Below are 25,421 nucleotides of genomic sequence, written 5' to 3'. Positions count from 1 at the left end.
AAGGTCTTTTTACGGGCTTGAACATTCAACCCTTTTGTGCTTTTGCCTCACCAGTTCAGCCCATGAAAAAGGAGCTTATGACATGGCCAAGATCAACCTTGATAAGATGTCCCTTGCCGAGTTGAAATCGCTCCAAAAGGATGTGGAAAAGGCGATCAATTCCTTTGAAAAGCGGCAACGGAGCGAAGCGCTTGCGGCGGTCGAAGCCAAAGCGAAAGAGATGGGGTTTTCACTGAACGAATTGGTGGGCGGTGCCGCCGCCAAGGGGCGCAAAATGCCGCTCCCTCCCAAATACGCGCATCCAGAAAACTCGTCACTGACCTGGTCTGGCCGTGGCCGCCAACCCGCCTGGATCAAGGACGCGCTTGAAGCAGGCAAATCCCTCGATGATTTTCTGATTGAGAAAAAGTAGCCGCCGATCTGGCTTGGCAGCGACGCTGCTTCACAGGCCACTATTCAAATAGAGCCTGCCAATTCTGCCGCATATGCGCGATGCGAACAATGTTCAGCATCTTATCCTCGGCGCGGTAGATTATGATGTGGGACTGATAACGGTAGAGCCTGACGGGCGGTGAAATATCGCGCATCTCACGGGCGCGCTCAGGCTGTTCTGCAATCCGCAAAAAGGCTTGCTGCATCCCGCGCAGATATGTCTCGGCCTGTTGCACCGACCATGTGCGCACCGTAAAGTCCCAAATCTCATCAAGGTCTTTTTCAGCGGCAGGTGTAAGCCGGATTTCCTTAGCGGGTGCCGGAGTCATGCTCCTCCCGCTTACGCGTAAGAAACGCGTCCATATCAAACGGTGAGGCCGTGCCACTGGCGAGCCCTTCATCAACCATTGCCTGAATTTCGGCAATCGCTGTTCTGCGATCCTGGTCACGGCGGATCAGATCGCGCACATAGTCGCTGGTATTGCTGTAGCGCCCGTCCTTGGTCTGCGCTTCGACCCAGGTTTTCATCTGCTCGGGCAGTGATACGTTCATCGTTGCCATGGCATACCTCCTTTCTATTAGGATGGCATAAATTGGCAAAGTTTGTCAACTTTTGCACTTTCGCGCCCTGCGTGGCGCGTGTGAAGAGGCAAACTAAGTCGGCTACTTCGCCAGAACGCCGACCAATTGCCGGAAAATATATGCCTTGCCGTAAGCGCTAACACCGCGAGCCGGAACCAAGTTGCCACTCCACGTCCAATACGTGTCCAGAGCACGGCTCGCCCTTGTCCTGCGGCCTTTCTCCCCTCTGAATATCTGCCGTTTTGTCGCTGCGTGATGCAAGTCCATCGGCGAGCGCGGGCGGCATGAACTGAAACAGACACGAGAAAGGAAACCAATGTCGAAAGAGAACACCCGCTCAAAGGACTATGAGCATCTTGCAGGCATGATCTCGGCGGCGCTGACGCTCTGGATCATGGTCGCCGCCATCGACGGCTATTTCGACGCGGTCTTGCGCTACTTTCAAGAGCGCTTGCCCTTCGAAGCAGCCTATCTCGCCACATTCACCTCTTACGGGCTCGGGGCGGGGATTGCCTACAAGTTCTTCAAAATCGTCCTGCTCGCGATCCTGACGGCTTCGGCTATCAGCACGGTTCGCGGCGGATCACCTGCCGCGCTGCTTGGCTTCTGACGCACGAAGCCAGTCATCAATCCCCAATCTCGGGGTCACCCAAACATGGAAGGAAATCAAATGTCTAAGAACACCTACAAACATACCAAAGTCGCTGGGCCCTTTAAGTCCGCATTGATGGGACTTGGCGGCTTCATTCTGTTCATTGCGGGCGCAAGCCTCTGGGCAGAAGGAAGCGCAGCCATTCTTCCCGCCCTCAAGATCGGCGGCGTTGGCGCGGTTCTCCTCGGGGTCGGAGCGCTGATCCCGTCGAAGAACCAATTCACACAGCGATAAGGGCGTGCCCGCCGAAAGGCCGTTCGTTCTTACCCATTCAACTCACGGCCCCTGTTTGGCGTGGCCATGCCGCAAGCTGCGCTGCGCCAGGCAGGACGAACAACACAAGAAAGTAAATCCATGACGACACACACCAATCACCCCTATGGCGATGCGCGCTTTGCGGCACTTGGCGAAGTGCGCGCCGCCGGACTGTTCAAACCGCACGGTGTCGAAATCGGCCTTATCAAAGGGCGCCCGATCTATCACTCCAACCGCGCGGGCGTAAAAATCACCGGCGGCGCAGGCAGCGGCAAGACCTCGCAGATTGCCTTGCCGATGATTCTTGGCTCCAGTGCCAGCTTCGTGCTTCTGGATACGAAGAACGCCGAGATCACCCGCGTGATTGAACCGCATTGCGCGCTTCACGCCATACCGCTCTATACAGTCGATCCCTTCGGGATCAGCGACTATCCACGGCTGCGCGTCTCGCTGCTGCCCTATCTCAAGGCGGGCTCTACCAGTCTTGTGCCGGATAGCCAGCGCTTCTGGATGGCGCTTTTGCCCGATAGCAAGGGCGAGCACGCATTCTTCGAGCAGGCGGGTCGCCGCTTCGGAGATGCCATCACCCGCCACGATGTGCATGTGAACGGATCGACCTCGCTTCAATCCATTTCTGATCTCATCGCGCTGCTGCGGGCAGATTATGACGCGTGGTCGGCCTGGGCCGATATGGCGCAGGATCACAGCCCGCATGATATCGTCGCCACCTTCGGCGAGATGAAGGACATGTATAGTGGATCGCCCAAGACCTTTGACTCGGTTCTGGGCGGGGTCAGCAACGCACTCTCCTTCATGGCCACGCCGTCTATTCGAAAGACATTCGTCGGCAACGAGGCGGCGGATTTTGCGCTGGATGATGTGATTGCAGGCCACCGCAAGGCGATCATCTCCCTCATCATCCCCGAAGACATGCTGGAGCCTCTTGCGCCGGTTGTGCGCCAATATTTCTCGGCCATTCGCACGATCAAACAGCGAAAGCCCGATGCACCTCCTATCAATTTCATGATTGATGAAGCCGCGCGGCTTGGCCGTTTCAAGGAGCTGGAAGAGCTCTTCGCGGTCGGGCGCGGTCAAGGCATCACGCCCTATGCCTTCTATCAGGATGATGGACAGATCACGCGCAATCTTGGCGCGACAGGAAAGGCAACGATTGAGGCCAACGCCGCGCTGATGATCGATCTTGGCGGCGGCATCCGCGACTATGAAACCGCACGCAACCGTTCGCTGGCGCTGGGTCATCAAACCATCGAAGTAGACGACCCGCTTATCCAGGCCCGCGCCGATGCGCAAAGCCGCGAGATCATGCGCCAAGTGCATCTGGAAGGCACTGATCCCGTCGAGGCAGGGCTGCGTCTGCGACAGCTTGATTATGAAGCCGGACACCGCACGAAGATGCGCAAGGCGCTGATGGAGCCGGAACAACTGCTTGGGCTGGACGCTTCAAAGATGCTGGTGCAGGCACGCGGATATCACCTTCGCCCCTTCATCGCCGACAAGCGCCCGTACTTCTTGCAGCGGCGATTTGCAGGGCATTACCTGCCCAATCCGAATGAGGATCGCGATCTCGGCGCGGTGCGCATCAAAACCCGCTTCGGCACACGTCGCCGTAAGGTGGTTGAGCAATCCGTGCCCGCCCGACTGTCGCATCTTCCGCAATACGCAGGCGGCATGCGCTCTTTGCGTTTCATCGAGGGCTTCGCCCCCAAATCCTAAGTCTCAAACACGAAAGGAACACATATGTCAGACCAAAAAACCAATCGACCCGTTGCCCGCCTGCGCGAGAATGCCTTGAGCGCGGATATCTGGGAAAACAAGCACGAGAATGGGCTGAGCCACAACGTCAGCTTTTCAAAGTCCTATCAGGACAAGGAGGGCAATTGGCAGCGCACGAGCAATTTCGGAGACCGTGACTTGCTCTCGCTCAAGCATCTGGTGAGCCGCGCCCATGACACGGTGCGCGAGCGCCAAAGCGAGCAGCGCAAGGAAGATCGCCCGCAATCCCGCCAGCGCCGCGCGCGGACCCGTGACCATGAGCGGTGATCCCAAGACGCCCTTCAATCGGATGGCCTCCAAAGAGGCCACCATCCGGCGCGAAGCTTTGCCCGATCCGGCCCGCGTGGCAGGGTCAGGTATCACGACAAAGGAGACATTGGACTGGCTGGAAGCACGTTCGCCAAGAACACCGAACCCAGAGCTGGTGGTGGATGATCCAGCTTTAAGAGAAGAAGCCGCCGACCAAGCCAGAAACGAAGAAACTGCGCGGGCTCAAATCCGCCGCACACGGTTTGAAAACCGTAGCCGCAAAGGACGGGAAGATTTCAGGACGGCGCAACGCTATCGCGGCGAAGGTCGAGAGAGATAGCAGCGGGCAGGATGCGTATTCGTCCAGCCCGCTGCATGTCTATGGCAATCATAGCATATGCCTTTCGCAGGCTAGTGAACGATATCCGTTCGCAATCGGCAGTAAAGCTCCACAACGCGCAAACGCTCATAGTGGGACGAATAGCTCTTGGGGTTTTCGCCCGTCCCATCGCAGCGCAGGAAATTGCGCATCCATTTGTTTGTCACGTCGGGGAAAAGTTCGTCGTAGATATCGGGATACATGTAGGCTGACCCATCGGGGTATTTCAGCCGGTCCAGATATTCATCGACCATGTAGAGAGCCGTGCGCCACTTCGCGCCGCTCCCGATGTCGTCATTCAGCTTCCGCGCCGGAAGCCAGATGTTTTCGCGGTAGTAGGTTTTGCTGGTGATTTGCCAGTCAGGGGAGACGTAGATGATCCCATTGTCAGTTGTTCCATGTCCATTCTTGAGCATGTGCTCCTTTCTGTTGGTTCGAACAAAAATAGGAGGCTATGCGGCTTGGAAACCAACTAATCCAATGTGATGCGTATCCTCCTGGCGATGAGATTCATAGATTATGGGGCGAGAGAGTTTTTGCAAGTACCGCTTGCCAAGTTGTTTCCAGATGCCATCCAAGCGATTGCCTCGCCAAGGAATTTTCTTGGCGGCGAGCGGCCAATCCTATGCCTGCACGGCCAACCACGCGCCCCACATAAGCTTCACCTGAAACAAACCACGGAGAAGCCATATGACCAAACCCGCAATTCAAAAGATCAATGAAATTTGCCATAAAACAACCAAAGGTGGTAAAATGAAAGTAGGACAAAGCGTTACGAATGGCGCTCTGCTTTCCGCCTCCGCTGTTCAGCATGGGGCACCTCAAGGACGTGACGGAATTTTTGCACATCCGCATTTTGCGGGTGCGGGAAAACGCACGCCTATGGTGGGAAAGGAGGGTGCGGACATGGATGACTTAAGTCAGGATTTCTGCTTCGCGCTGGATAAGGCGGCAAAGCCAAGTCTGGGGATCGATACGGCGAAGTATCAGGCGTATCTGGATGATCCATCACTGAGTGAGGCTCAAAAGGAAGAGATCGTCCAAGCACTTTGGAGCATCATCGTGGCCTTCGTTGACCTCGGCTTCGGCGTTCATCCTCTGCAAGAGGTGTTAGACCAAGAAGCCTGTGGAAAACTCGGGGCAACACTTGATGACAAACGCGTAAAAGATTCTAATGAAATCAAACCCATTAGTGATCTGAACAAAGCATTTGAGCGCGCCAGCGATGATACGTGATCGCGGCCCGCCAGAAATTAGGAGTCGATATGAAAGTACATGTAGAAAAGGATGTTGGCATCGGCACGAAGGCAGTCATCTACTGCCGCGTGTCCGATACCAAGCAGACCACGCGCGGTGACGGGCTGAACTCGCAAGAGACCCGTTGCCGTGAGTTTGCGAAATACAAAGGTTATAATGTCGTTGCCGTTTTCAAGGACGACATGTCGGGCAAGTTCTCGATGCGCCCAGGCATGAAGGAAACGCTTTCCTTTCTGCGCCAGCACCGCAAGACGCCGCATGTTCTGATTATCGACGATATCACCCGCCTTGCGCGTGGGCTCGAAGCCCATCTCAAGCTCCGTTCCGATATCAGCGCGGCTGGCGGCATTCTTGAAAGCCCGTCTATTGAGTTTGGCGAGGATTCGGATTCGATTTTGGTCGAAAACCTGCTGGCCTCGGTCTCCCAGCACCAGCGCCAGAAAAATGGCGAGCAAACCAAGAATCGCATGCGGGCACGGCTCCAGAACGGCTATTGGCCTTTTCAGGCACCAATCGGATATCGCTATGAGCGCTCCAGCGCAGGCCACGGCAAGATGTTGGTGCGCGATGAGCCCAACGCGTCGATCTTGCAGGAGGCGCTGGAAGGCTACGCCTGCGGGCGCTTCCAGACGCAAGTCGAAGTGAAGCGCTTTCTTGAGCGCCAGCCCGCCTTCCCGAAAGACCTGAACGGCAAGGAGATTCGCAATCAGCGTGTCTATGAGATGCTGACGCGATGTCTCTATGCGGGCTATGTCGAGCATGCCGATTGGGGCATCTCGGTGCGCAAGGGCCAGCATGAAGGTCTCATCTCTTATGAGACCCACCTGAAGATTCAGGAACGGCTGACGAGCACGGCCAAGGCCCCTGCCCGCAAGGATATCTCTTTGGATTTCCCGCTGCGCGGGTTCATTCAGTGCGATGACTGTGGTGAAGCTCTGACCGCCTGCTGGTCAACCAGCAAGACGGGCAAAAAACATCCATACTATCTGTGTAAGACCAAGGGGTGCGACAGCTATCGTAAGTCGATCAAGCGCGACCAGATCGAAGGCGACTTCGAAGAGCTGCTCCAGCGCCTGGAGCCGTCCAAGGGATTGTTCCATCTCGCTAAGGCAATGTTCAAGGACATCTGGAATGCGCGTCTGGCACAAGCATCTGATACGTCGAAGGTGCTGAAACGAGATATCCACAAGATTGAGAAACAAATTGAATCTCTGCTTGATCGTATCGTGGAAGCGAGCACAGGCAGCGTGATTGCGGCCTATGAGAAGCGCATCGCCAAGCTCGAATCCGAAAAAGTCCTGCTGGAAGAACGTATCGCTACGGGCGGCAAACCAGCGAACACTCTGGAGGAGTCGTTCGAACTCGCCCTACGCTTCCTGTCAAGCCCTTGGAATATCTGGAAAAACGGTCGGATTGAGTGGCAAAAAACGGTGCTTCGACTGGCATTTTCGGAGCCTGTTCGATACAGCCGAAATCAGGGTGTTCGAACCCCGACTTTTTCTTTCCCTTTCAAGGTGTTGGAGGAAATTTCAACTGCCGAAAGTGAAATGGCGCACCTGAGAGGATTCGAACCTCTGGCCTCTGCCTTCGGAGGGCAGCGCTCTATCCAGCTGAGCTACAGGTGCCAGTGCGGTTTCGTATATGGGGGCGCCGGGGCGAGTTCAAGCGATTTCGCCCGCCCCCGTGCCGCTTTCATCACGGCGCCTGATAGCGATGCTGGACGACCGAGCGCGCCACGCAGCCACTGCCCGCCATCCCCATCATCTGTGACAGCGCGGGCGGAAAGGTGGCGATCAGCTCGGCATCCTGGCGCATTTCGGTTTCCGACAGCACATGCAGGGTGAAGTTCGACACGGTGATGATCTGCCCCATCCCGGTTTCCTGCGCCTGGCTGTGGCTGGCCGCCCATTGGTCCGGGCCCAGCTTGTGCCAGACGAAATTGACATCGTTGTTCTGAAACGCGGCCGGGTCGAACGGATCGGGAAAGTCGATCCGGGTGCTGTAGTTGCGCATCTGCGGCGGCGCGGCCTGCATCTGTGCGACCATCTGCGCGGGACAGCCCACGGCATTGACGAAGTGATATTCGCCCGCCCATTGGCCGCTGCGGGGTTGGATATCGGCACTGGCCGCCCCGGCCCAGGCCGTCAGAAGCCCGGCAAGTAGAAAACGCATGAAATATCCCTTTGGCTGAATCCTTCAGGCAAAGAGTTCATGGCAAAGCTCCAGCGCGTCAACCAGCGTGTCGACCTCTTGCGTCGTATTGTACATGCCAAATGACGCGCGACAGGTCGCGGTGACGCCCAGATGATCCATCAGCGGCCCGGCGCAATGGTGGCCGGCCCGCACCGCCACGCCGCGCTTGTCCAGCACGGTCGAGATATCGTGCGGGTGCGACGCCCCATCCAGCGTGAACGAGAAGATCCCGCCCTTGGTCGCCGACCGCCCCTGTACGTTCAGCCAGTTCAGCCCGTCCAGGCGGGCGCGGGCATAGTCGGTCAGGGCGCGTTCATGCGCGGCCACATTGTCCATGCCGACATCCATCAGATAGTTCAGCGCGACGCCCAACCCGATCTGCTGGACGATGCCGGGGGTGCCGGCCTCGAACTTCATGGGCGGATCGGCATAGGTGACGCTGTCCTTGTGAACCTCGCGGATCATGTCGCCGCCGCCCAGGAACGGGCGCATCTCGGCCATGCGGTCGGCGCGGATATGGATCGCGCCGGACCCCGAGGGGCCGTAAAGCTTGTGCCCGGTGATGGCATAGAAATCGGCGCCGATCTCGTCCACGTTGACCGGCATGTGCACCGCGCCCTGGCTGCCATCGACCAGCACCGCAACGCCGCGTTCATGGGCGGCCTGAACGATCGTTTTCACGTCGACAACCGTGCCCAGCACGTTCGACATATGGGTGATCGCGATCAGCTTGGTGCGCGGGCCGATCGCGTCGATCACCCTGCCCGGGTCCAGATCGCCATTGGCATCCACATCGACCCATTTCAGCACCGCGCCCTGCCGTTCGCGCAGGAAATGCCAGGGCACGATATTGGCGTGGTGTTCCATCACGCTCAGGATGATCTCGTCGCCCGGCTCGAACCGGGGCATGGCCCAGCCATGGGCGACCAGGTTGATCCCCTCGGTCGTGCCGCTGGTAAAGACGATCTCGCGCTCGTCCGCGGCGCCCAGAAAGCGCGCGATGGTGCCGCGCACGGCCTCGTAATTCTCGGTCGCCAGGTTCGACAGCGTGTGCAGCCCGCGATGCACATTGGCGTATTCCATCGAATAGGCATGGGTGATGGCATCGATCACCGCCTTGGGCTTCTGGGCCGAGGCGCCATTGTCCAGATAGACCAGCGGCTTGCCGTTGACCTCGCGGCTCAGGATCGGGAAATCGGCGCGGATCTTCGCGACATCATACATTGGCAGCCTCCACCATCGGTTTGATGCCCAGCATCACCATCAGGATCATCAGCGCAAAGGCGGTCACAAAGACCGACAGAACCGCCACGACCAGCCCCTTGCCCGCGCCGTCGAACGCGTGCAGCTCGGCGGTGAAAGCCGCCGCCAGCCAGATGAACCACACGAATCCGACAAGGCCGATCAGGGCCGAAATCGTCGGGCTGATCGGGATGAAAACGGTCTGCAGAAGCTGAAGCGCAAGCATCAGGATCTGTGACCAGACGATCAGGCGCAGCGCCTGATCGAACGTGCCCGCCCCGCCGAAAAGCTGCCCCAGCCGCGACAGCACCGCCGACAGGATCACCATCGCCGCCGCCAGGAACAGCGCCCCCAGGATCGGCGCGCGCGTCAGAAACGGCATCATCGCCATCGTGCCCTGCGGCAGCATCCGGTCTCCGATCAGCGTTGCCGCCAGCGAGCCGACCGCGACCAGCCCCAGCAGGCTCCAGACCACCTCGCGCGGCAGGTCCAGCGCCAGCACCTGACGCGCCGCCTGGCGCGGGTCGCGCAGGGTGTCGCGGGCCAGCGCGACACAGGTTTCCCAATATGAATTCATCCCGGCCTCACTCATGCGGTTGACGCGGTGCGGCCGAACCCTTCGGCCTCGCGCAACCCTGATAGCCAGATATAAAGCAAAAGCACAGCCAATAGGCCGGACACCGCCGACAGCACGACGCCCGGGCCGATGAACCCCGCCACCAGCCCCTGGAACAGCCAGACCGGGCTGGCCGCCAGCAGCGCCCAGAACAGCGCCAGGCGCGCGCCGAACCAGCTGCCCCGCCCGCCAAGCGCCCGCGCGATCAGATGGCTGACCGCCGCCAGCGCATAGAAGAACAGCGGCGCCAGGAACACCCAGCCCAGCAGCGCGCCGCTGAGCAGCGCCTGCAACGGGATCTCGTCGCTCAGATGCGCCAGGCGGGCCAACCGCGGCAGTTGCGCCACGAAGACCAGCGCACAGGCCGCCATCAGGATGGCCAGCGCGCGATCCTCGCGGACGCCGCCCTGCAACCGGCGGCGCAGGACATCGCGCGGCGCCCGCCAGCTGCGGAAGATATCGGTCGTGACCGCCATTCAGCCCCGCCTGCGGCTCAACCAGCTTTCCAGCCGGCCACGGATATCCTCGGCCAGGGCCTCGTCCTCGATCTCGTCAATCGCCTCGGCCAGGAAGGCCAGCGTCAACAGATCGGTCGCGGGCCCCTCGGGGATGCCGCGCGAACGCAGGTAATAGAGCCCCTCTTCGTCGATCGCGCCCGAGGTCGACCCGTGCGAGCAGACCACATCATCGGCATAGATCTCAAGCTCGGGCTTGGCCAGGAACTGACTGTCATCGTCCAGCAGCAGCGACTGGCTGATCTGATAACCGTCGGTCTTCTGCGCGCCGGGCTTGACCAGGATCTTGCCTTGGAACACGCCGGTCGCGCCGTTGCGCAGCACCTTCTTGAACACCTGGCGGCTTTCGCAGCGTTCGGCGTCATGGGTGATGAACACCGTGTCGTCATGGTGAAAATCGCCATCCCCCAGCGCGGCACCGGCCACATGGGCCACCGCATCGTCGCCGGTCAGCTCGATCACCACCTCGTTGCGGGTCAGCACGCCATTGGCGGTCAGGGTAAAGCTTTTGAACACCGATTCCGTGCCCAGCCGGGCAAAGACATGCGTGACCGCGCGACGTTCGTGATCGCGCCCCTGGGTGCGGACATGATGGAACGTGCCGCCATCGGCCACGTCGACCTCCATCACCTTGTTGAACCGCGCCGCCGCCGGGCCCTTTTCCAGCACCGTCAGCTCGGCGCCGCTTTCGACCTTGATCACGTGATGCAGGATCGCGTCCGAGGCGTCGTCCTGATGCAGATAGATCAGGTTGACGGGCTTGGCGGCCTTGCCGGTGGCGCGGATCACCACGCCATCGGTGGCGCAAGCGGTGTTCAGCGTGGCCAGCGGCCGTTCGACCGGCACCTGACCGCGCGCTTCCAGCACGCCGTAAAGATCCCGCGCCCAGTGGATATCGGCCTGCATCGCGGTGCTCAGACGCTCGATCTCGACCCCGGCCAGCGCCGGATCGTCCGAGGCATCGGCATCGAAGACACCGTCGACAAAGACCAGCTCGACCCAGTCGATCCCATCAAAGACCGGGCTTTCGTCGCTGCCGTCGAACACCGCCGCGCCGGGCGCATCGGCGGTCACCAACGTGGTGGGATCGGTGTATTTCCAGTATTCGTCCCGCCGCCCCGGCAGGCCGCTCAGGCGCAGCCGCGACAGCGCATCCTCGCGCGCGGCCTTGGCCCAGGCCGAGCCGCCCTCGGGCAGGCGCAGCCCCGCCAGACGGCTTTCGGCCGCGTCACGCTTGGCTTGCAGAAGCGCGCTCATCACGCCACCTCCGCCAGGATGTCGGCGTAACCGTTCTGTTCGACTTCCAGCGCCAGTTCCGGCCCGCCGGTCTTGACGATGCGACCGTCGGCCATGATGTGCACCACGTCGGGTTTGATGTGATCCAGCAGCCGCTGATAGTGGGTGATCACCAGAAACGACCGGCCCGCGTCACGCAGCGCGTTCACGCCCTGGGCCACCAGCTTCATCGCATCCACGTCCAGGCCCGAGTCGGTCTCGTCCAGGATGCACATCTTGGGTTCCAGCATCGCCATCTGCAGGATCTCGTTGCGCTTCTTCTCGCCGCCCGAAAAGCCCACATTGACGGGGCGCTTCAGCATCTCGGCATCGATCTGCAGATCCTTGGCCTTGGCGCGGATCAGCTTCAGGAAATCGGCGGCGCTGATCTCTTCCTCGCCGCGCGCCTTGCGTTGGGCGTTCAGCGCGGTGCGCAGGAAGGTCATGTTGCCGACGCCGGGGATTTCGACCGGGTACTGGAACGCCAGGAACAGGCCCGCCGCCGCGCGCTCTTCGGGTTCCAGCTCCAGCAGGTCTTCGCCGTCCAGTTCGGCGGAACCATCGGTGACCTCATAGCCATCCCGGCCTGACAGCACATAGGACAGGGTCGATTTCCCCGACCCGTTCGGCCCCATGATCGCGTGGACCTTGCCGGCCTCGACCGTCAGGTCCAGACCCTTCAGGATGACCTTTTCCTCTTCCTCGAGCTTGACGTGCAGGTTTTTGATTTCAAGCATCTTTCTGACCTTTTGATTGGGCGCGCACCGGGGCGGGCGCCGTGGATGACAGGAACGACAGACCAAGGCCCCCGGCCCGCAGGGGCCAGGGCAAGGCTGCCGTCAATGGGGTGAAATTCAGAAGCCGGGGCGGTTGATCTTCGGCGCGCCAGAGCGGGCGTCCGTATCGGGCGTCAGCATGAAGGACACGCCCCGGAACAGGATCGAGTTGGGTTCGGTGAATTCGCGCACATCCGACACCCATTGCGGGGAAAAGATCGCCTCGAACGGTTTCGGCGCCCAGTGCACCGCGTTGTGCATCGTGGCCACCATGGCGGCCACGCCAAAGGTCTGGGCGGCCTGAAACTCCTTGCCGTCCAGCCGGAAGGCCTGCGTCATCGCAAACCCCACGGCGGCGGCCATGCCGGCGTCCAGAACCATCATCAGATCGGCATCCTCGCCGGTCAACGCCCCGCCATTCATGTGAAACCGGACATAGCGCGCGGCAAAGACCGCCAGCATGCCGAAAAGGAACGCCCCCGCAAGCTTGAGCGGATAGCGCGCGTTCTGTCGCCAGCCGTCCAGCGGCGCCACGTTGCGCGGCGTGTATTTGTCGGGCAACGGCTCGTGTTCCGGCGGGATGACCTGTGGCTCGGGGGTCTGGCTTGCATGTCCAAGCCGTGCCAACCGCTCCTGGAAATCCTGCTGCTGCCGGTTCATCGCACCCGTTCCCTACATCGCAAACACCACGCCGCGGAACAGTATACTCTGAAACGGGGCCGAGGCCATGACCGAGGCCACCCAGCCGGGCGAAAACAGCGTGGTGAACAGATCCGGCGCCAGATGCACCAGGTTGTGCAGCCCCACGATCCCGGCCCAGACGCCGACGGTCTGTGCCATCAGCTTGTCCTTGCCCTGCACCGCGATCGCCATGCGCAGGACCATGCCCACACAGGATGCCATCGCGAATTCGCCCGCCAGCAGCAGATCGGACGACATGTCCGCGACGCTGTCCGACAGCAGGTGAAACTGCGCATAGCGCGCCGCCAGGACCGAGATCAGCCCGGCCAGAAGCGCCATCAAGATGCCCACGGGATACAGGATATTGGCCAGCGGATTGTGCGCCTTGACCGTCTTGGCCCGCGCTGCCCGCTTGGCATACATGTCGCGCGTCACCACACCCTCGGGCGCCCATTGCCGGCCCTTGTCGATCCGCGTCAGACGCTCCTCGAAGCGCGTCTTGTTGACGTCCAGCGTCACGGGTTTCCCCCCTTGCATCTGCTCGGGGACAGGTTGGTGCGCGATTGTGGCGAGTTTCTGGAATTGCGATGATCATTCTACGGACTGACCCAACGTCACAGCGGTGCCCGAGGCCGACACCATCAGCATGTTGTTGATCACCTCGTAATCCAGATCGACGCCCACGACCGCATCGGCGCCCAGGGCGGCGGCGCGCTCCTGCAGCTCGCGAAGGGCGGTGTCACGCGCCTCGCCCAGCGATTTCTCATAGGCGCCCGAGCGCCCGCCGATGATGTCGGTGATCCCGGCAAACAGGTCACGGAACACATTCGCGCCCAGGATCGCCTCGCCCACGACAACGCCGTGATAGGCGGTGATCCGGCGGCCTTCGACGGATGGTGTGGTGGTGACGATCATGGCCTTGCCTCCCCAGGGGTTCATCGCGCCTGCCCCCGCCACTGGCCCAGGACGGTCTGCGCGAACAGGCTGCCCAGAAAGCCGCTGACAAAACTGACCCCGGCCACCTGCCCCAGGCCCAGCATGCTGGTCAGCATCTGCACCACGATGGCAAAGACCGCACAGAACAGCCCGGTCAGAACGGCGCCCATCAGAACCCTACGCATGATCGGCGACCTCTGGTTCGGGGTCGGGGAAATGCGGTTTCAGCGCATTGACCTGCGCGCGCAACACGCCAAGCTTGTCGCTGACAACCGGACGACCGTCGTCCAACGCCCTGCGGATATCGTCGATGCGGGTCATCTGGCCTCTGCCTCTGCCATGTTTCCGCGAAGTCTGATCATCTCTTCACCTTGGGAATTCGAGAATTCTTCGCCTGCATTTCAGCGATCTTCTTTTCCGTTTCCGCGTTCTGCGCGTCTCGGTAGGCAATCGCGTGTTCCGCACGTTTACCGACACGCTTGCGACGCGTGGAACTACCGATCCAATAGGACACCGGAGCAGCGATAAGAAACGTCGAAGCGATTTTCCAATAGGTCGGCATCCAAGAGACGTCACTGGTCCCGAAGATCAGCAAAGAAATCAGGCACACCGTGGCAAATGCATAAAAGCCCTCCCGGCCACCATCCCAGTATCCTGGATGCGGCAGGCTTCGCAGCGTGTGATCTTTCTCGTCGCTTCCAAACACTTCTGCCCCTTGCCGTCGCTTATCCCACAGAGCCTTCCAGGCTGATCGCCACAAGCTGCTGCGCTTCCATGGCAAACTCCATCGGCAGGGCCTGCAACACCTCTTTGCAGAATCCGTTTACCACCAGCGCCACGGCCTCTTCCTCGTCCATGCCGCGCTGACGGCAATAGAACAGCTGGTCGTCATCGACCTTGGATGTCGTGGCCTCGTGCTCCACGCGGCTGCTGTTATTCTTCACCTCGATATAGGGCACCGTGTGCGCCCCGCATTCCGAGCCGATCAACAGGCTGTCGCACTGGGTATAGTTGCGGCTGTCCTTTGCCTTGGGGTGCATCGAAACCAGCCCGCGATAGGTGTTCTGCGCCTTGCCCGCGCTGATCCCTTTGGACACGATGCGCGACCGGGTGTTCTTGCCCAGATGCACCATCTTGGTGCCGGTATCGGCCTGCTGCATGTTGTTGGTGATGGCGATGGAATAGAATTCGCCCTGGCTTTCGTCGCCCCGCAGGATGCAGCTGGGGTATTTCCATGTGACGGCCGATCCGGTCTCGACCTGGGTCCACATCACCTTTGCCCGGTCGCCCCGGCAATCGGCGCGCTTGGTGACGAAATTATAGATCCCGCCCTTGCCTTCCTCGTCGCCCGGGAACCAGTTCTGGACGGTGGAATATTTGACCTCGGCATCTTCTTCGATCACGATCTCGACCACAGCGGCATGCAGCTGCGCGGTATCGCGCTGCGGCGCGGTGCAGCCTTCCAGATAGGACACGTAGGACCCCTTGTCGGCGATGATCAGCGTGCGTTCGAACTGGCCGGTATTTTCCGCGTTGATCCGGAAATAGGTCGACAGTTCCATCGGGCAGCGCACGCCGGGTGGAATATAGACGAACGAGCCGTCGGAAAAGACCGCCGAATTCAGCGTTGCATAGAAATTGTCGGAAACCGGCACCACGGAGCCCAGGTATTTCTTCACCAGCTCGGGGTGTTCACGGATCGCCTCGGAGATCGAGCAGAAGATCACGCCGGCCTTCTTCAGCTCCGCCTGGAACGTGGTCCCCACCGATACGGAATCGAACACCGCATCCACGGCCACCTTGCGCCCCTCGGCCGGGGCATCCTCGGCGCCTTCGACACCGGCCAGGATCATCTGTTCCTTCAGCGGAATGCCCAGCTTTTCATAGGTCGCCAGCAGTTTCGGGTCGACCTCGTCCAGCGATTTCGGCTTCTCGGTCATCGATTTCGGACGGGCATAGTAATACTGGTCCTGGAAATTGATGTCCGGATAGTCGACCATCGCCCAATCGGGCTCTTCCAGCTGCACCCAGCGGCGATAGGCCTGCAGCCGCCAGTCGGTCATCCATTCCGGCTCTTCGTTCTTTTCCGAGATCAGCCGCACGATATCCTCGGTCAGCCCCTTGGGGGCGTATTCCATCTCGATCTCGGTTTCCCAGCCGTATTTGTACTTGCCGGCCATCGCCTCGACGGTTTCCACCGTCTCGCGGTCCACACCTTCGCGGATTTCGGTCACTGGATCGGACATGCGTGCTTCCTCTCTGCGGGGCCTGCGCCCCGTCCGTTGTCTGTTCTCAGGCGCTGCGTGCGCGGAACCTGCGATGCGCCGAACACCAGGCTTGGGCAAAGCGCCGCACCTCGTCCTCGGTCGTCGCGGGTCCCAGGGACACACGGATTGCCGATCTGGCCACGTCGGGGTCATACCCCATCGCCCGCAGCACCCGGCTTTCCCTGACCTTGCCGCTGGAACAGGCCGATCCCGCGGAAACCGCGAACCCGGCCAGGTCCATCTGCATCACCTGTGTTTCGCCCTTCCACCCCGGCGTCGAAAGACACGAGGTATTGGGCAAGCGTTTTCCGTCTTTCCCGACAAAAATAGTCTCATTCGCGGTTTGCGCAATCACATTTTCTAGAATGTTTCTAAATTCCTCGATCCGCGCCCAGGTCCCTGCCTCCAGATCATGCAGCGCGGCGCCGATTGCGGCACCGAATCCGGCAATCCCCACAAGGTTTTCCGTGCCCGACCGCCGGCCCATCTCCTGCCCGCCGCCGGTGGCCAGGCTGGCAATGTCCAGCCCCTGCCGGACGATCAGCGCCCCCACGCCCTTGGGCCCGCCCAGCTTGTGCGCCGACAGAATCGCCAGATCCGCGCCGCTCCAGTCGAACGAGAACGGCACCCGGCCAATCGCCTGCGTCACGTCCAGACACAACAGATCGGCCCGCAGCGCGCCCAGCCGCCACTGGCCGTCGACCCGCTCGGGCACTGGCGCGATGACCCCGGTCTCGCTATTGGCCAGCCCCATCGCCAGAACCGACCCCGCCGCGCCCGACCCCGGCCCCGCATGCGACCAAAGCGCGTCATGCGCGGTCTCTTCCACGATCACATCGCCCGCGACAGTGGCCAGAACCCGCGCCGCCTCGGTCGCACCGCTGGTAAAGACCACTTCCTGCGGCTTGCAGCCCACCGCCGCCGCCACCTGCCCCCGCGCCCGCTCGACCAGCGCCTTGGCCGCGCGCCCCTCGGCATGCACCGAAGACGGGTTGCCCACCACATCCATCGCCGCGCACATCGCCGCACGCGCCTCGGGCCTGAGCGGCGCGGTCGCGTTGTAATCCAGATATGTCCGTGTCACGAAACCAGCCCCGTTTGCCGTGCCCAATCACCCGCCCGTTCCAAATAATCGCGTGCCACATCGCGTCGCACCAGATACTGCGCCCCACGATCCATCGCCTCGGGGGGCGCCTCTCCTGCAAGGCGAAGTATCCCCGACACAACAGCACCGGACAGCGGAACGTAATCGGCGCGCGTGCCACTGAGCCGGTTATAGAGCCGGCCACCGATCCATCCCGCCCGCGCGGCCGCCAATTCCGCCGTGGCCACGCGCCGCGCCAGATAAAGATAGCAATGCTCCGGGCTCATATAGGCCTTGTCGGCGATTTGCGCGAAACCGCCGGCCAACCTGACGATCGGGTTAGATCTGGCCAGCGCCTTTCCCGCCGCCGACACCGAACCGTCCCCTTCACTGGCATCTTTCAGCAGAATCTTCGACAGCCCGTCCAGTCCGGCCATGAGCCCTCCTTCTTCTTGGTCCAAATACTCCGGGGAGCGCGAGGGGCAGCGCCCCTCGCTCCGACAGCCGCCACCGGGCTTGACCTCAGCCCTCTTCGACGACCTCGAACAGGGTGGGCACAGCGGGACACGGGGTCAGATCGTTCTTGATCACATCCGACAGCCGCGTCTGGTGCAGGAACACATAAACATGCGCGCTCAGCCCCTCCCACAGGCGGTTGTTCAGCGACTGCGCCTTGGACCCGGACATGCCCCCCGACGCGCCCGCCCCGGTGTGCAGCGCGCTCACGGTCTCGTCCACCGCGGCCAGCACATCGACCACGCGGATCTCGGACGCCGCCTGCGCCAGCCGGTATCCCCCGCCCGGCCCGCGCACCGATTCGACCAGGCCCGCGCGGCGCAGCTTCACGAACAGCTGCTCCAGATACGGCAGCGACAGGTTCTGCCGCTTGGAAATATCGGCCAGTGTGGTCAGCGCATCGGCCGGTTGCAGCGCCAGATCGGTCAGCGCAACCATGGCATAGCGCCCCTTGGTGCTCAGTTTCATGTCCCCTCCCCGGTCAAATGGTTGACTGCGGGCGGCTCTATCATTACGTGACTATCCACCCGTAAGGGCCTTGAGGGCCCTGTTTTCAAATGCTCTAGGTTGGCAGAGCCGTTTCGTCAAGAAATGCGCCGTCACCCCGTATCACAAAGAGGCGCGAATGCCCGAGGTCATTTTTCCCGGACCCGAAGGCCGGCTCGAAGGCCGTTACCACCCCCAGAAAGAAAAAGACGCCCCCATCGCCATCGTGTTGCATCCGCATCCGCAATTCGGCGGCACGATGAACAACAAGGTCGTCTACAACCTGCATTACGCCTTCTACAACATGGGCTTCACGGTGCTGCGGTTCAACTTCCGCGGCGTGGGGCGCAGCCAGGGCGAATACGACCAGGGCGTGGGCGAGCTGTCGGATGCCGCCTCGGCGCTGGATTACCTGCAGTCGATGAACCAGAACGCCAAGCATTGCTGGGTCGCGGGGTTCAGCTTCGGCGCGTGGATCGGGATGCAGCTGCTGATGCGGCGGCCCGAAATCACCGGCTTCGTGTCGGTCAGCCCGCCGGCCAACATGTATGATTTCAGCTTCCTGGCGCCCTGCCCCAGTTCGGGCCTGATCATCAACGGCACCCGCGACCGCGTGGCGCCGCCCGCCGACACCCAAAGCCTGGTCGCAAAGCTGCACGAGCAAAAGGGCATCACGATCACCCACCAGGAGATCGAAGGCGCCGATCACTTCTTCGAAGAGCCGCATATGGACACGATGATCGGCAACGTGACCGATTACGTCACCCGCCGCCTGACCGAAAACACACGGTGATCTGATGGGCATCTTTGACGATCTGGCCGACAACCTGGCCAAGGACACGATCGCGGCCTCGGAAAAGCTGAACGATCCCAAGCTGATCGAGGATGTGGCCGAACAGCTCAAGGCGCTGTCCTCGACCAGCCACGAGGCCTATATGACCTCGGTCCGGATCCGCTTGTCGGAAAAGCGGGCGCGGGCCTATCTGGAAAGGCGCCTTGCGGCGGCCGCCGCCAAATCAGACCCGTCCTGACCGGGGCGGACGACGCCAGTCACGGCCCGGCCCATTGGATCACGCGTCGGGAAACCCTGCCAGAACCAGTTTGCCCCTGGTCTTTCCGCTTTCCAGCGCCTCATGCGCCAGGCGCAAGTTTTCCGCCGTGATCAGACCGACCGACGCGGCTTTGGTCGATTGGATTTTCCCTTCGTCGATCAGCGCGGCGACCTGATCGAGGATTTCGCGCTGGCGCAGGATATCCGCGGTTTGAAACAGCGACCGCGTGTACATCAGTTCCCAGTGGATCGAGATGCTCTTGCCCTTGAACGGCATGATGTCGAACCCGGTCGGATCGTCGATCAGCCCATAGCGCCCCTGGGGCGCGATCAGCGATGCCACATCCGCGACATAGGTCTCGGAATGGGTGGTCGAGAACACGAACGATGGTGCGCCCACACCCAGATCCGCAACCTGTTCGGCAAGCGGGCGGGAATGGTCGATCACGTGATGCGCGCCCAGCTCCCTGACCCAGGATCTGGTTTCATCACGCGACGCGGTGGCGATGATCGTAAGATCGGTCAGGGCGCGCAGCAATTGGATCGTGATCGACCCCACGCCCCCTGCGGCACCGATGATCAATATCGCATGCGCGCCCCCCGTCACCGCCCGGCGCACGGCCAGCCGGTCGAACAGCATCTCATAGGCGGTGAGCGAGGTCAGCGGCAGGGCCGCCGCCGCCGCAAAGTCCAGGGTTTCCGGCATGCGGCCCACAATGCGCTCGTCGACAAGGTGAAATTCGCTGTTGGTCCCGGGGCGTGAGATATCGCCGGCGTACCAGACCCGGTCGCCGGGCCGATACGCGGTTGCATCCGGCCCGGTTGCGACGACCACACCGGCCGCGTCCCAGCCCAGAACCACGGGCTGGCCGCCCTCGCTGGCGCGGTTGCGGCGCACTTTCGTGTCGACGGGGTTCACGGATATCGCCTTGACCTCGACCAGAATGTCGCGGCCCGATGCGGTGGGCACGGGCAGATCGATATCCACAAGCGATTTCGGATCGCGGCTTGGAAGGTTGTCGTAATACCCAACGGCTTTCATGGTCTGCCCCCTGTTCATGCTTACTGCGCGTCGGATTGAGAGCTACAGGCAAACCTGTATATTGAACAAGTACGCAACATTTTTGCCTATAGGGGCCAAATGGATACTGTAAAACGCACCAAGCGCTTCACGCGGATCGACTGCAACACGGGCTGCCCGGTGGAGGGCGCGTTGGAACAGATCGCCGGAAAATGGAAAGGCTTGGTTATCTATCACCTGATGTCACAGACGCTGCGGTTCAATGAATTGTCCCGGCGCGTGGGGTCGGTGACACAGCGCAGCCTGACCAAACAGCTGCGCGAGTTGGAAGCAGACGGCATCGTGTCACGCAAGGTATTCGCAGTGGTCCCCCCGCGGGTGGAATACAGCCTGACGGACAAGGGCGCCGCGCTTGCCCCGGTGATCCGCGCCCTGCATGCCTGGGGCAGCACACACCCCCGCACGTAATCGGCGAGGCACGGCCGCCTGTTTCGCAGGTGAAACTTCGCGGCACTGTACTGCATACCATTGCATACATCTTTCCTTGCCCGCCCCGATCCTCTATAGCGGTCCTCAGGTTCACCCCGAAAACGCGAGGCCCCTATGACGAAGATCAAGGTCGACAACCCCATCGTCGAAATGGACGGCGATGAAATGACCCGCATCATCTGGCAGTTCATCAAAGACAAGCTGATCCTGCCCTATCTGGATATCGATCTGCTGTATTACGATCTGGGGATCGAAGAGCGCGACCGGACCGAGGATCAGATCACCGTTGAGGCCGCCGAAAAGACCAAGGAGGTCGGCGTCGCCGTCAAATGCGCGACCATCACGCCCGACGAGGCACGGGTCGAGGAATTCGGCCTGAAAAAGATGTGGCGCAGCCCCAATGGCACGATCCGCAACATTCTGGGCGGCGTCGTCTTCCGCCAGCCGATCATCTGCCGCAACGTGCCGCGTCTGGTGCCGGGCTGGACCCGCCCCATCGTGGTGGGCCGCCATGCATTCGGCGATCAGTACAAGGCGACCGATTTCCGCTTTCCGGGCAAAGGCAAGATCACCATCAAGTTCGAGGGCGAGGATGGCAAGGTGATCGAGCGCGAGGTCTTCGACGCCCCCGGCGCCGGGGTGACTATGGCGATGTACAATCTGGACGATTCCATCCGCGATTTCGCCCGCGCCTCGTTCAACTATGGTCTGAACCTGAAATGGCCGGTCTATCTGTCGACCAAGAACACGATCCTCAAGGCCTATGACGGGCGGTTCAAGGACCTGTTCCAGGAGGTGTTCGAGGCCGAATTCGAAGACCAGTTCAAAGAGGCCGGGATCGAATACCAGCACCGGCTGATCGACGACATGGTGGCCTGTGCGCTGAAATGGAATGGCGGGTTTGTCTGGGCCTGCAAGAACTATGACGGCGACGTGCAATCCGACACCGTGGCGCAGGGCTTCGGTTCCCTGGGGATGATGGCCAGCCAGCTGATGACCCCCGACGGCAAGATCGTCGAGGCCGAGGCCGCCCACGGCACCGTCACCCGCCATTACCGCCAGCATCAGGCGGGCGAGGCGACCTCGACCAACTCCATCGCGTCGATCTACGCCTGGACCGGCGCGCTGAAACACCGCGCCAAGCTGGATGACAACGTCGCCCTGCGCGCCTTTGCCGAAACGCTGGAACATGTGATCATCGACACGGTCGAAAGCGGCTCGATGACCAAGGATCTGGCGCTGCTGGTCGGCCCCGATCAGGGCTGGCTGACCACGATGGGGTTCCTGGAAAAGATCGATGAAAACCTGAACAAGGCGCTGGCGGGTTAAGCCCGACCGCCGCCCCCGGCAAGGCCGCCCTTCGGGGCGGCTTTTCTTTTGCGCCGATCCCGCCTAGACCCGAAGCCATGGCACAGCAAACACCCGACCGGAAAGAACCGCACAAGACCGCGCTGGATCACCGCCCGGCCGAGGATGCGATGGCCTTTGCCCTGGGCACGGGCCTGTGTGCGCTGGGGCTGTTGATGTTGACCCATCTGGGGCTGATCACCGGCCAGACCGCGGGGCTGGCGGTGCTGATCTCGTACCTGACCGGATGGGGCTTCAGCGCAGTGTTCTTTGTCGTGAACCTGCCCTTCTATGCGCTGGCCTGGCTGCGCATGGGCGCGCGGTTCACGGTCAAAAGCTTCATCGCCGTGGCGATGCTGTCGGCGATGACCGCGATCCTGCCGCAGCAATTCGTGATCGCGCAGCTGTCGCCCCTGCCCGGTGTGTTGCTTTTCGCGGCCTGTACCGGCGTCGGGCTGCTGGTGCTGTTCCGTCATGGCGGGTCGCTGGGCGGGATCGGGGTGCTGGGGCTTTACCTGCAGGACAGGACCGGTTTTCGCGCCGGCTGGACCCAGCTGATTTTCGATGCCATCCTGTTTGCGGTTGCCTTTCTGGTCCTGCCCGTGGACCGTGTGGCATGGTCGCTTCTGGGGGCGGTCGTCATCAACGTGATGATCGCCATGAACCACCGCAAGGACCGCTATATCGCCACCTGAGGATACCGGCTCATGCCCATGCACTATGTCTATCTGGTTCTGGCCATCGTCACCGAAACCATCGGGACCACCGCGCTGCAGGCCAGCCAGCAATTCACCAAGCCGCTGCCGTCGGTGATCGTCGTGGTGGGCTATGCGGTGTCCTTCTATTTCCTGGCCCAGGCCCTGCGGTTCATGCCGGTGGGCATCGTCTATGCGGTGTGGTCGGGGCTGGGCATCGTGCTGATCGCCGGGATCGCCTTTTTCGCGTTTGGCCAGCGTATCGACCTGCCCGCGATGATCGGCATGGGGCTGATCATCGCGGGCATCGTCGTCATTCACCTGTTTTCCGACAGCGCCACGCATTAATCCGCGCTCAGGCCAAGCTCCTCGATCTGGCGGCGGATCTCGGCCGCGCGGTCGCGGCTGGCGGGATGGGTCGAATACCATTGCGGGCCGTCCCCGCCGCCGGTCATCCCGTCCAGCCGCCGAAAGAACACCGCCAGCGCGGCGGGATCATAGCCCGCCCTGGCTGCAACGCGGATCCCGATCGCATCGGCCTCGCTCTCATGCTCGCGGCTATAGGCCAGCGACATCAGCGCGCCGCCCTCCAGCAGGATATCCTCGGCCACGGGGCCCACATCCCCGGCGATGAGCGCGATCAGCAGATAGATCGACAGCGACCGGTAAAGCTGCTGCAGGCTGTGCTTTTCGGTGACATGGGCCATCTCGTGCCCCAGAACGGCGGCGATGATGTCGTCATCCCCGAACTGCCGGACAAAGGCGTCGGTCATCACGATATTGCCGCCGGGCAGCGCAAAAGCGTTGGCGCCCAGCCGGGGGATATGCCGGAAATGCAGTTGATAATCGCCATAGGGCGGCTCTGGCGCGGCCTGTGCCAGATCGTCGAAGATCGCGCGCACCTCGGCCCGGCGGTCGGCATCCAGCCGCGAGGGCTGCGCGAACACCCGGTCGATCGCGGCGATGTTGCCCCGGTCGATGGCCGACACGAAGGGCGCCGGTGTCAGCGCGATGCCGATGGCCACCAGCACGCCCAACCCGAAGCGCCAGATCAGGAACACGCCCGCGAAACAGGCCAGCACCACCAGCACCAGACGGGGATGGAACCGTTCGTATTCCATCAACCCGGCCTTCTGCTCGTGGCCCAGAAGCGTGTCGATCATCTCATGCGCGTCGGTCTCGAACCGCCAGCCGTCGTCGATATCGATCAGCGACGGCCCCGCCCCGATGCGGTCGCGGCGGCGGGCGTGCCCCACCACCAGCCGCTCGCCCTGGGGGCCGAACAGCGTCGCCTGATCATCCGCAACCCGCAGGCTGGCGGCGATCCGGCGCGACGATCCCGGGCCATAGGCATGGCCCGGAACCGGTGTGCCGGGATCAGACGGGAAGCCCGACATCGAACCCTTCGAGATCGGCATAGGCGTCACCGATGGCGCCAACCGATTCCTCTTGCTGGCCGGTGAAATCGTCCAGCGACCCGTTGGCCAGGATGAACGTGTGATCCGACAGGTACCGCATCATCCGGATATGGGCCCAGGGCAACAGCATGCCAAGGCTGCAGATGATCGCCACCGCGTTCGACACGCCGATCCAGACCAGCTGCATCGGCTTCACGTCCGAACGGAATTCATGCCCGCCCGCCAGCGACGTGGCGCCATAGACCGCATTGCGCAGGAACGCCTGATAGATGAAGCCCGCCGGCAGCACCGCCAGGATCAGCAGCACATAGAAGATCCCCATGCGCAGCATCAGCGCGTCATCGGGCGCGCGGCCCGTACGTTCGGCCATCGCGATCTCGGCAAAGATCTCGCCGCCGCCCAGCACCAGGAACATCAGCAGACCGGCCAGAGCCATCCATCCGATGGCCAGCAGGAACGCGACATAAAACGGCTTCACGCTGCTTTCGAAATGGAATTTCGCGGTGCCGAACCGGTGGCTGTTCACCGAATAGGAATGCTGCGCCCGGATGGCGAAGGGGATCGCCAGATAGAGCGTGAAGAGCGACAGGAACGGGTACAGGATATAGACCCGGAACGCCCGCCAATAGCTGCCGTCGAACCCGAACCGCAGCCCCGACCAGCTGGTCACGCGGGCATTGAACAGCATCCCGCGATTGATCAGCCAGGGCGCCAGGAACAACAGGCCAAAAATCGCCACAAGGCCGATGATCGGAATGGCCGAGACAATCGAGAACACGATGAAACCGGCCACGACGATCAGCCGCCCGATGAAGATCTGCATCCCCGTGGCGTGATAATCGAACCGCCGGCCGTCGATGGCGGTGTGCTGGTACATATAGCGGCGCGTGCGCACCTTGGCCCAGGCGGAATAGATCCCCAATGTGACAATGGACAACAGGATGTTGACGATCCAGATCCCGAAATAGGATCGGGCGTTGCCGGAAAATTCAACTTTGTGAATGGTGGGATTTTGCATTGGACCCTCGGTAAACTGCGCAAAAAACTGGCAGCACCATAGGGGGGGAATATTGGCAAGAAAACGGCAGATCGTCGCGAATTTCGAAATAATGCAAACGGCATTGCCGAAAACGCGTCGGGCGCGGGGATTTTCCCACTGGCCTTTTCCGCACCTGCACGGTAAGGCCCCGGCAACCCGGAAAAAGGCGAACCC

The 25,421-nt window shown here is 61.5% G+C and carries 35 protein-coding genes, 1 tRNA gene and 1 pseudogene; 14 read left to right on the top strand and 23 right to left on the bottom strand.

Features of this window, described 5'->3' with window-relative positions:
- The first annotated feature begins 82 nt into the window (after nt 1-82).
- The gene (locus tag CLM60_RS13205; protein WP_095589611.1) at nt 83-412 is read left to right on the top strand and encodes an H-NS histone family protein; all 330 of its coding nucleotides are present in this window, start codon (nt 83-85) and stop codon (nt 410-412) included.
- 40 nt (nt 413-452) lie between these two features.
- Here the strand turns inward: CLM60_RS13205 and CLM60_RS13200 are convergent, their stop codons facing one another.
- Both CLM60_RS13200 and CLM60_RS13195 read right to left on the bottom strand, forming a co-directional pair.
- Complete coding sequence (locus tag CLM60_RS13200; protein ID WP_176473875.1) at nt 453-761, bottom strand: type II toxin-antitoxin system RelE/ParE family toxin; 309 nt, start codon at nt 759-761, stop codon at nt 453-455.
- A complete protein-coding gene (locus CLM60_RS13195; RefSeq protein ID WP_095589609.1) occupies nt 742-993 on the bottom strand; it encodes a type II toxin-antitoxin system ParD family antitoxin in 252 nt (83 codons plus the stop codon). The genes CLM60_RS13200 and CLM60_RS13195 overlap by 20 nt, the downstream gene beginning before the upstream one ends.
- 337 nt (nt 994-1,330) lie before the next feature.
- Here CLM60_RS13195 and CLM60_RS13190 point away from each other — a divergent pair, with 337 nt between their 5' ends.
- The 5 genes from CLM60_RS13190 (at nt 1,331) to CLM60_RS20700 (ending at nt 4,304) form a co-directional block, all read left to right on the top strand.
- Nucleotides 1,331-1,624 (top strand): hypothetical protein, encoded by a 294-nt coding sequence (locus tag CLM60_RS13190; protein WP_095589608.1) that lies wholly within the window; start codon nt 1,331-1,333, stop codon nt 1,622-1,624.
- Between the two features lie 60 nt (nt 1,625-1,684).
- A complete protein-coding gene (locus CLM60_RS13185) occupies nt 1,685-1,900 on the top strand; it encodes a hypothetical protein (protein WP_095589607.1) in 216 nt (71 codons plus the stop codon).
- 120 nt (nt 1,901-2,020) lie between these two features.
- A complete protein-coding gene (locus tag CLM60_RS13180; RefSeq protein WP_176473874.1) occupies nt 2,021-3,655 on the top strand; it encodes a type IV secretory system conjugative DNA transfer family protein in 1,635 nt (544 codons plus the stop codon).
- Nucleotides 3,656-3,679: 24 nt separating this feature from the next.
- Nucleotides 3,680-3,982 (top strand): hypothetical protein, encoded by a 303-nt coding sequence (locus CLM60_RS20705; RefSeq protein ID WP_141246514.1) that lies wholly within the window; start codon nt 3,680-3,682, stop codon nt 3,980-3,982.
- Nucleotides 3,972-4,304 carry a hypothetical protein gene (locus tag CLM60_RS20700; protein WP_141246513.1) on the top strand — a complete coding sequence of 111 codons (333 nt, stop codon included), beginning with the start codon at nt 3,972-3,974 and terminating at the stop codon, nt 4,302-4,304. Before CLM60_RS20705 ends, CLM60_RS20700 begins: the two co-directional genes overlap by 11 nt.
- Before the next feature lie 71 nt (nt 4,305-4,375).
- On the opposite strand, the gene CLM60_RS13170 is transcribed toward CLM60_RS20700, so the two are convergent.
- Complete coding sequence (locus CLM60_RS13170) at nt 4,376-4,759, bottom strand: hypothetical protein (protein ID WP_095589604.1); 384 nt, start codon at nt 4,757-4,759, stop codon at nt 4,376-4,378.
- Between the two features lie 274 nt (nt 4,760-5,033).
- Here CLM60_RS13170 and CLM60_RS20695 point away from each other — a divergent pair, with 274 nt between their 5' ends.
- Together CLM60_RS20695 and CLM60_RS13160 are read left to right on the top strand one after the other, a co-directional pair.
- Nucleotides 5,034-5,579, top strand: coding sequence for a hypothetical protein (locus CLM60_RS20695; RefSeq protein ID WP_141246512.1), 546 nt, complete (start codon nt 5,034-5,036; stop codon nt 5,577-5,579).
- A 29-nt stretch (nt 5,580-5,608) separates the two neighbouring features.
- Nucleotides 5,609-6,607, top strand: a pseudogene (locus CLM60_RS13160) (recombinase family protein); the annotation flags it as partial.
- Between the two features lie 541 nt (nt 6,608-7,148).
- On the opposite strand, the gene CLM60_RS13155 reads toward CLM60_RS13160, so the two are convergent.
- From CLM60_RS13155 to iscR, 17 genes are all read right to left on the bottom strand, one after another.
- Nucleotides 7,149-7,225 (bottom strand) — tRNA-Arg (locus CLM60_RS13155).
- A gap of 70 nt (nt 7,226-7,295) precedes the next feature.
- Entirely contained in the window at nt 7,296-7,772 is a 477-nt protein-coding gene (locus tag CLM60_RS13150) for a hypothetical protein (protein ID WP_095589602.1), read from the bottom strand.
- Between the two features lie 24 nt (nt 7,773-7,796).
- On the bottom strand, nt 7,797-9,017 hold the full coding sequence (locus CLM60_RS13145; RefSeq protein WP_095589601.1) for a cysteine desulfurase: 1,221 nt from the start codon (nt 9,015-9,017) through the stop codon (nt 7,797-7,799).
- On the bottom strand, nt 9,010-9,612 hold the full coding sequence (locus CLM60_RS13140; RefSeq protein ID WP_176473873.1) for a Yip1 family protein: 603 nt from the start codon (nt 9,610-9,612) through the stop codon (nt 9,010-9,012). The genes CLM60_RS13145 and CLM60_RS13140 overlap by 8 nt, the downstream gene beginning before the upstream one ends.
- 11 nt (nt 9,613-9,623) lie before the next feature.
- Complete coding sequence (locus CLM60_RS13135; RefSeq protein ID WP_095589599.1) at nt 9,624-10,127, bottom strand: YIP1 family protein; 504 nt, start codon at nt 10,125-10,127, stop codon at nt 9,624-9,626.
- Nucleotides 10,128-11,423, bottom strand: coding sequence for a Fe-S cluster assembly protein SufD (sufD, locus tag CLM60_RS13130; RefSeq protein WP_095589598.1), 1,296 nt, complete (start codon nt 11,421-11,423; stop codon nt 10,128-10,130).
- Nucleotides 11,423-12,178, bottom strand: coding sequence for a Fe-S cluster assembly ATPase SufC (gene sufC / locus CLM60_RS13125; RefSeq protein ID WP_095589597.1), 756 nt, complete (start codon nt 12,176-12,178; stop codon nt 11,423-11,425). Before sufC ends, sufD begins: the two co-directional genes overlap by 1 nt.
- A 117-nt stretch (nt 12,179-12,295) precedes the next feature.
- Nucleotides 12,296-12,877, bottom strand: coding sequence for a hypothetical protein (locus CLM60_RS13120; protein ID WP_095589596.1), 582 nt, complete (start codon nt 12,875-12,877; stop codon nt 12,296-12,298).
- Nucleotides 12,878-12,889: 12 nt separating this feature from the next.
- Nucleotides 12,890-13,417, bottom strand: a complete 528-nt coding sequence (locus CLM60_RS13115; protein ID WP_141246511.1) for a hypothetical protein — start codon at nt 13,415-13,417, stop codon at nt 12,890-12,892.
- A 72-nt stretch (nt 13,418-13,489) separates the two neighbouring features.
- Nucleotides 13,490-13,813 (bottom strand): heavy metal-binding domain-containing protein, encoded by a 324-nt coding sequence (locus tag CLM60_RS13110; protein WP_095590694.1) that lies wholly within the window; start codon nt 13,811-13,813, stop codon nt 13,490-13,492.
- Between the two features lie 20 nt (nt 13,814-13,833).
- Nucleotides 13,834-14,019: a hypothetical protein gene (locus CLM60_RS20690; protein ID WP_141246510.1), complete on the bottom strand. Its 186-nt coding sequence runs from the start codon at nt 14,017-14,019 to the stop codon at nt 13,834-13,836.
- Nucleotides 14,012-14,155: a hypothetical protein gene (locus CLM60_RS20960; protein WP_176473872.1), complete on the bottom strand. Its 144-nt coding sequence runs from the start codon at nt 14,153-14,155 to the stop codon at nt 14,012-14,014. Before CLM60_RS20960 ends, CLM60_RS20690 begins: the two co-directional genes overlap by 8 nt.
- A gap of 37 nt (nt 14,156-14,192) precedes the next feature.
- Nucleotides 14,193-14,540, bottom strand: coding sequence for a hypothetical protein (locus CLM60_RS13105; RefSeq protein WP_095589594.1), 348 nt, complete (start codon nt 14,538-14,540; stop codon nt 14,193-14,195).
- Nucleotides 14,541-14,559: 19 nt separating this feature from the next.
- Nucleotides 14,560-16,080, bottom strand: a complete 1,521-nt coding sequence (gene sufB / locus CLM60_RS13100; RefSeq protein ID WP_095589593.1) for a Fe-S cluster assembly protein SufB — start codon at nt 16,078-16,080, stop codon at nt 14,560-14,562.
- 46 nt (nt 16,081-16,126) lie between these two features.
- A complete protein-coding gene (locus CLM60_RS13095) occupies nt 16,127-17,185 on the bottom strand; it encodes a cysteine desulfurase family protein (RefSeq protein ID WP_095589592.1) in 1,059 nt (352 codons plus the stop codon).
- The gene (locus CLM60_RS13090; RefSeq protein WP_095589591.1) at nt 17,182-17,622 is read right to left on the bottom strand and encodes a hypothetical protein; all 441 of its coding nucleotides are present in this window, start codon (nt 17,620-17,622) and stop codon (nt 17,182-17,184) included. The genes CLM60_RS13095 and CLM60_RS13090 overlap by 4 nt, the downstream gene beginning before the upstream one ends.
- 85 nt (nt 17,623-17,707) lie before the next feature.
- Nucleotides 17,708-18,169 (bottom strand): Fe-S cluster assembly transcriptional regulator IscR, encoded by a 462-nt coding sequence (gene iscR, locus CLM60_RS13085; protein ID WP_095589590.1) that lies wholly within the window; start codon nt 18,167-18,169, stop codon nt 17,708-17,710.
- A 157-nt stretch (nt 18,170-18,326) separates the two neighbouring features.
- Between iscR and CLM60_RS13080 the strand changes: the two genes are divergently transcribed.
- On the top strand, nt 18,327-18,980 hold the full coding sequence (locus tag CLM60_RS13080; protein WP_095589589.1) for an alpha/beta hydrolase: 654 nt from the start codon (nt 18,327-18,329) through the stop codon (nt 18,978-18,980).
- 4 nt (nt 18,981-18,984) lie between these two features.
- Nucleotides 18,985-19,218: a hypothetical protein gene (locus CLM60_RS13075; RefSeq protein WP_095589588.1), complete on the top strand. Its 234-nt coding sequence runs from the start codon at nt 18,985-18,987 to the stop codon at nt 19,216-19,218.
- Nucleotides 19,219-19,257: 39 nt separating this feature from the next.
- On the opposite strand, the gene CLM60_RS13070 is transcribed toward CLM60_RS13075, so the two are convergent.
- Nucleotides 19,258-20,280, bottom strand: a complete 1,023-nt coding sequence (locus CLM60_RS13070) for a zinc-binding alcohol dehydrogenase family protein (RefSeq protein WP_095589587.1) — start codon at nt 20,278-20,280, stop codon at nt 19,258-19,260.
- A gap of 99 nt (nt 20,281-20,379) precedes the next feature.
- Here CLM60_RS13070 and CLM60_RS13065 point away from each other — a divergent pair, with 99 nt between their 5' ends.
- The 4 genes from CLM60_RS13065 to CLM60_RS13050 all read left to right on the top strand — a co-directional run bounded on the left by CLM60_RS13065 (nt 20,380) and on the right by CLM60_RS13050 (nt 23,138).
- Nucleotides 20,380-20,727 carry a winged helix-turn-helix transcriptional regulator gene (locus CLM60_RS13065; protein ID WP_095589586.1) on the top strand — a complete coding sequence of 116 codons (348 nt, stop codon included), beginning with the start codon at nt 20,380-20,382 and terminating at the stop codon, nt 20,725-20,727.
- Nucleotides 20,728-20,862: 135 nt separating this feature from the next.
- Nucleotides 20,863-22,077 carry an NADP-dependent isocitrate dehydrogenase gene (locus CLM60_RS13060; protein ID WP_095589585.1) on the top strand — a complete coding sequence of 405 codons (1,215 nt, stop codon included), beginning with the start codon at nt 20,863-20,865 and terminating at the stop codon, nt 22,075-22,077.
- A gap of 77 nt (nt 22,078-22,154) precedes the next feature.
- Nucleotides 22,155-22,790, top strand: coding sequence for a YitT family protein (locus CLM60_RS13055; RefSeq protein WP_095589584.1), 636 nt, complete (start codon nt 22,155-22,157; stop codon nt 22,788-22,790).
- Nucleotides 22,791-22,808: 18 nt separating this feature from the next.
- Nucleotides 22,809-23,138 (top strand): DMT family transporter, encoded by a 330-nt coding sequence (locus CLM60_RS13050; RefSeq protein WP_095590693.1) that lies wholly within the window; start codon nt 22,809-22,811, stop codon nt 23,136-23,138.
- On the opposite strand, the gene CLM60_RS13045 is transcribed toward CLM60_RS13050, so the two are convergent.
- Both CLM60_RS13045 and CLM60_RS13040 read right to left on the bottom strand, forming a co-directional pair.
- The gene (locus tag CLM60_RS13045) at nt 23,135-24,208 is read right to left on the bottom strand and encodes a M48 family metallopeptidase (RefSeq protein WP_095589583.1); all 1,074 of its coding nucleotides are present in this window, start codon (nt 24,206-24,208) and stop codon (nt 23,135-23,137) included. The two genes, CLM60_RS13050 and CLM60_RS13045, sit on opposite strands and share 4 nt — an antisense overlap.
- Nucleotides 24,168-25,226: a YjgN family protein gene (locus tag CLM60_RS13040; RefSeq protein ID WP_095589582.1), complete on the bottom strand. Its 1,059-nt coding sequence runs from the start codon at nt 25,224-25,226 to the stop codon at nt 24,168-24,170. The genes CLM60_RS13045 and CLM60_RS13040 overlap by 41 nt, the downstream gene beginning before the upstream one ends.
- Nucleotides 25,227-25,421 lie beyond the last annotated feature (195 nt).

This window comes from Actibacterium ureilyticum, from assembly GCF_002285435.1.
In the GTDB taxonomy this organism is placed as follows: domain Bacteria; phylum Pseudomonadota; class Alphaproteobacteria; order Rhodobacterales; family Rhodobacteraceae; genus Actibacterium_C; species Actibacterium_C ureilyticum.
The sequence above is the reverse complement of the archived record's forward strand: the minus strand, read 5'-3'. Positions and strand labels throughout refer to the sequence as shown.

Coding starts and splice junctions, on each gene's coding strand:
- CLM60_RS13205 (WP_095589611.1), top strand. CDS start 83: ATGGCCAAGATCAACCTTGATAAGATGTCCCTTGCCGAGTTGAAATCG.
- CLM60_RS13200 (WP_176473875.1), bottom strand. CDS start 761: ATGACTCCGGCACCCGCTAAGGAAATCCGGCTTACACCTGCCGCTGAA.
- CLM60_RS13195 (WP_095589609.1), bottom strand. CDS start 993: ATGGCAACGATGAACGTATCACTGCCCGAGCAGATGAAAACCTGGGTC.
- CLM60_RS13190 (WP_095589608.1), top strand. CDS start 1,331: ATGTCGAAAGAGAACACCCGCTCAAAGGACTATGAGCATCTTGCAGGC.
- CLM60_RS13185 (WP_095589607.1), top strand. CDS start 1,685: ATGTCTAAGAACACCTACAAACATACCAAAGTCGCTGGGCCCTTTAAG.
- CLM60_RS13180 (WP_176473874.1), top strand. CDS start 2,021: ATGACGACACACACCAATCACCCCTATGGCGATGCGCGCTTTGCGGCA.
- CLM60_RS20705 (WP_141246514.1), top strand. CDS start 3,680: ATGTCAGACCAAAAAACCAATCGACCCGTTGCCCGCCTGCGCGAGAAT.
- CLM60_RS20700 (WP_141246513.1), top strand. CDS start 3,972: ATGAGCGGTGATCCCAAGACGCCCTTCAATCGGATGGCCTCCAAAGAG.
- CLM60_RS13170 (WP_095589604.1), bottom strand. CDS start 4,759: ATGCTCAAGAATGGACATGGAACAACTGACAATGGGATCATCTACGTC.
- CLM60_RS20695 (WP_141246512.1), top strand. CDS start 5,034: ATGACCAAACCCGCAATTCAAAAGATCAATGAAATTTGCCATAAAACA.
- CLM60_RS13150 (WP_095589602.1), bottom strand. CDS start 7,772: ATGCGTTTTCTACTTGCCGGGCTTCTGACGGCCTGGGCCGGGGCGGCC.
- CLM60_RS13145 (WP_095589601.1), bottom strand. CDS start 9,017: ATGTATGATGTCGCGAAGATCCGCGCCGATTTCCCGATCCTGAGCCGC.
- CLM60_RS13140 (WP_176473873.1), bottom strand. CDS start 9,612: ATGAATTCATATTGGGAAACCTGTGTCGCGCTGGCCCGCGACACCCTG.
- CLM60_RS13135 (WP_095589599.1), bottom strand. CDS start 10,127: ATGGCGGTCACGACCGATATCTTCCGCAGCTGGCGGGCGCCGCGCGAT.
- sufD (WP_095589598.1), bottom strand. CDS start 11,423: ATGAGCGCGCTTCTGCAAGCCAAGCGTGACGCGGCCGAAAGCCGTCTG.
- sufC (WP_095589597.1), bottom strand. CDS start 12,178: ATGCTTGAAATCAAAAACCTGCACGTCAAGCTCGAGGAAGAGGAAAAG.
- CLM60_RS13120 (WP_095589596.1), bottom strand. CDS start 12,877: ATGAACCGGCAGCAGCAGGATTTCCAGGAGCGGTTGGCACGGCTTGGA.
- CLM60_RS13110 (WP_095590694.1), bottom strand. CDS start 13,813: ATGATCGTCACCACCACACCATCCGTCGAAGGCCGCCGGATCACCGCC.
- CLM60_RS20690 (WP_141246510.1), bottom strand. CDS start 14,019: ATGCGTAGGGTTCTGATGGGCGCCGTTCTGACCGGGCTGTTCTGTGCG.
- CLM60_RS20960 (WP_176473872.1), bottom strand. CDS start 14,155: ATGACCCGCATCGACGATATCCGCAGGGCGTTGGACGACGGTCGTCCG.
- sufB (WP_095589593.1), bottom strand. CDS start 16,080: ATGTCCGATCCAGTGACCGAAATCCGCGAAGGTGTGGACCGCGAGACG.
- CLM60_RS13090 (WP_095589591.1), bottom strand. CDS start 17,622: ATGGCCGGACTGGACGGGCTGTCGAAGATTCTGCTGAAAGATGCCAGT.
- iscR (WP_095589590.1), bottom strand. CDS start 18,169: ATGAAACTGAGCACCAAGGGGCGCTATGCCATGGTTGCGCTGACCGAT.
- CLM60_RS13080 (WP_095589589.1), top strand. CDS start 18,327: ATGCCCGAGGTCATTTTTCCCGGACCCGAAGGCCGGCTCGAAGGCCGT.
- CLM60_RS13075 (WP_095589588.1), top strand. CDS start 18,985: ATGGGCATCTTTGACGATCTGGCCGACAACCTGGCCAAGGACACGATC.
- CLM60_RS13070 (WP_095589587.1), bottom strand. CDS start 20,280: ATGAAAGCCGTTGGGTATTACGACAACCTTCCAAGCCGCGATCCGAAA.
- CLM60_RS13065 (WP_095589586.1), top strand. CDS start 20,380: ATGGATACTGTAAAACGCACCAAGCGCTTCACGCGGATCGACTGCAAC.
- CLM60_RS13060 (WP_095589585.1), top strand. CDS start 20,863: ATGACGAAGATCAAGGTCGACAACCCCATCGTCGAAATGGACGGCGAT.
- CLM60_RS13055 (WP_095589584.1), top strand. CDS start 22,155: ATGGCACAGCAAACACCCGACCGGAAAGAACCGCACAAGACCGCGCTG.
- CLM60_RS13050 (WP_095590693.1), top strand. CDS start 22,809: ATGCACTATGTCTATCTGGTTCTGGCCATCGTCACCGAAACCATCGGG.
- CLM60_RS13045 (WP_095589583.1), bottom strand. CDS start 24,208: ATGCCGATCTCGAAGGGTTCGATGTCGGGCTTCCCGTCTGATCCCGGC.
- CLM60_RS13040 (WP_095589582.1), bottom strand. CDS start 25,226: ATGCAAAATCCCACCATTCACAAAGTTGAATTTTCCGGCAACGCCCGA.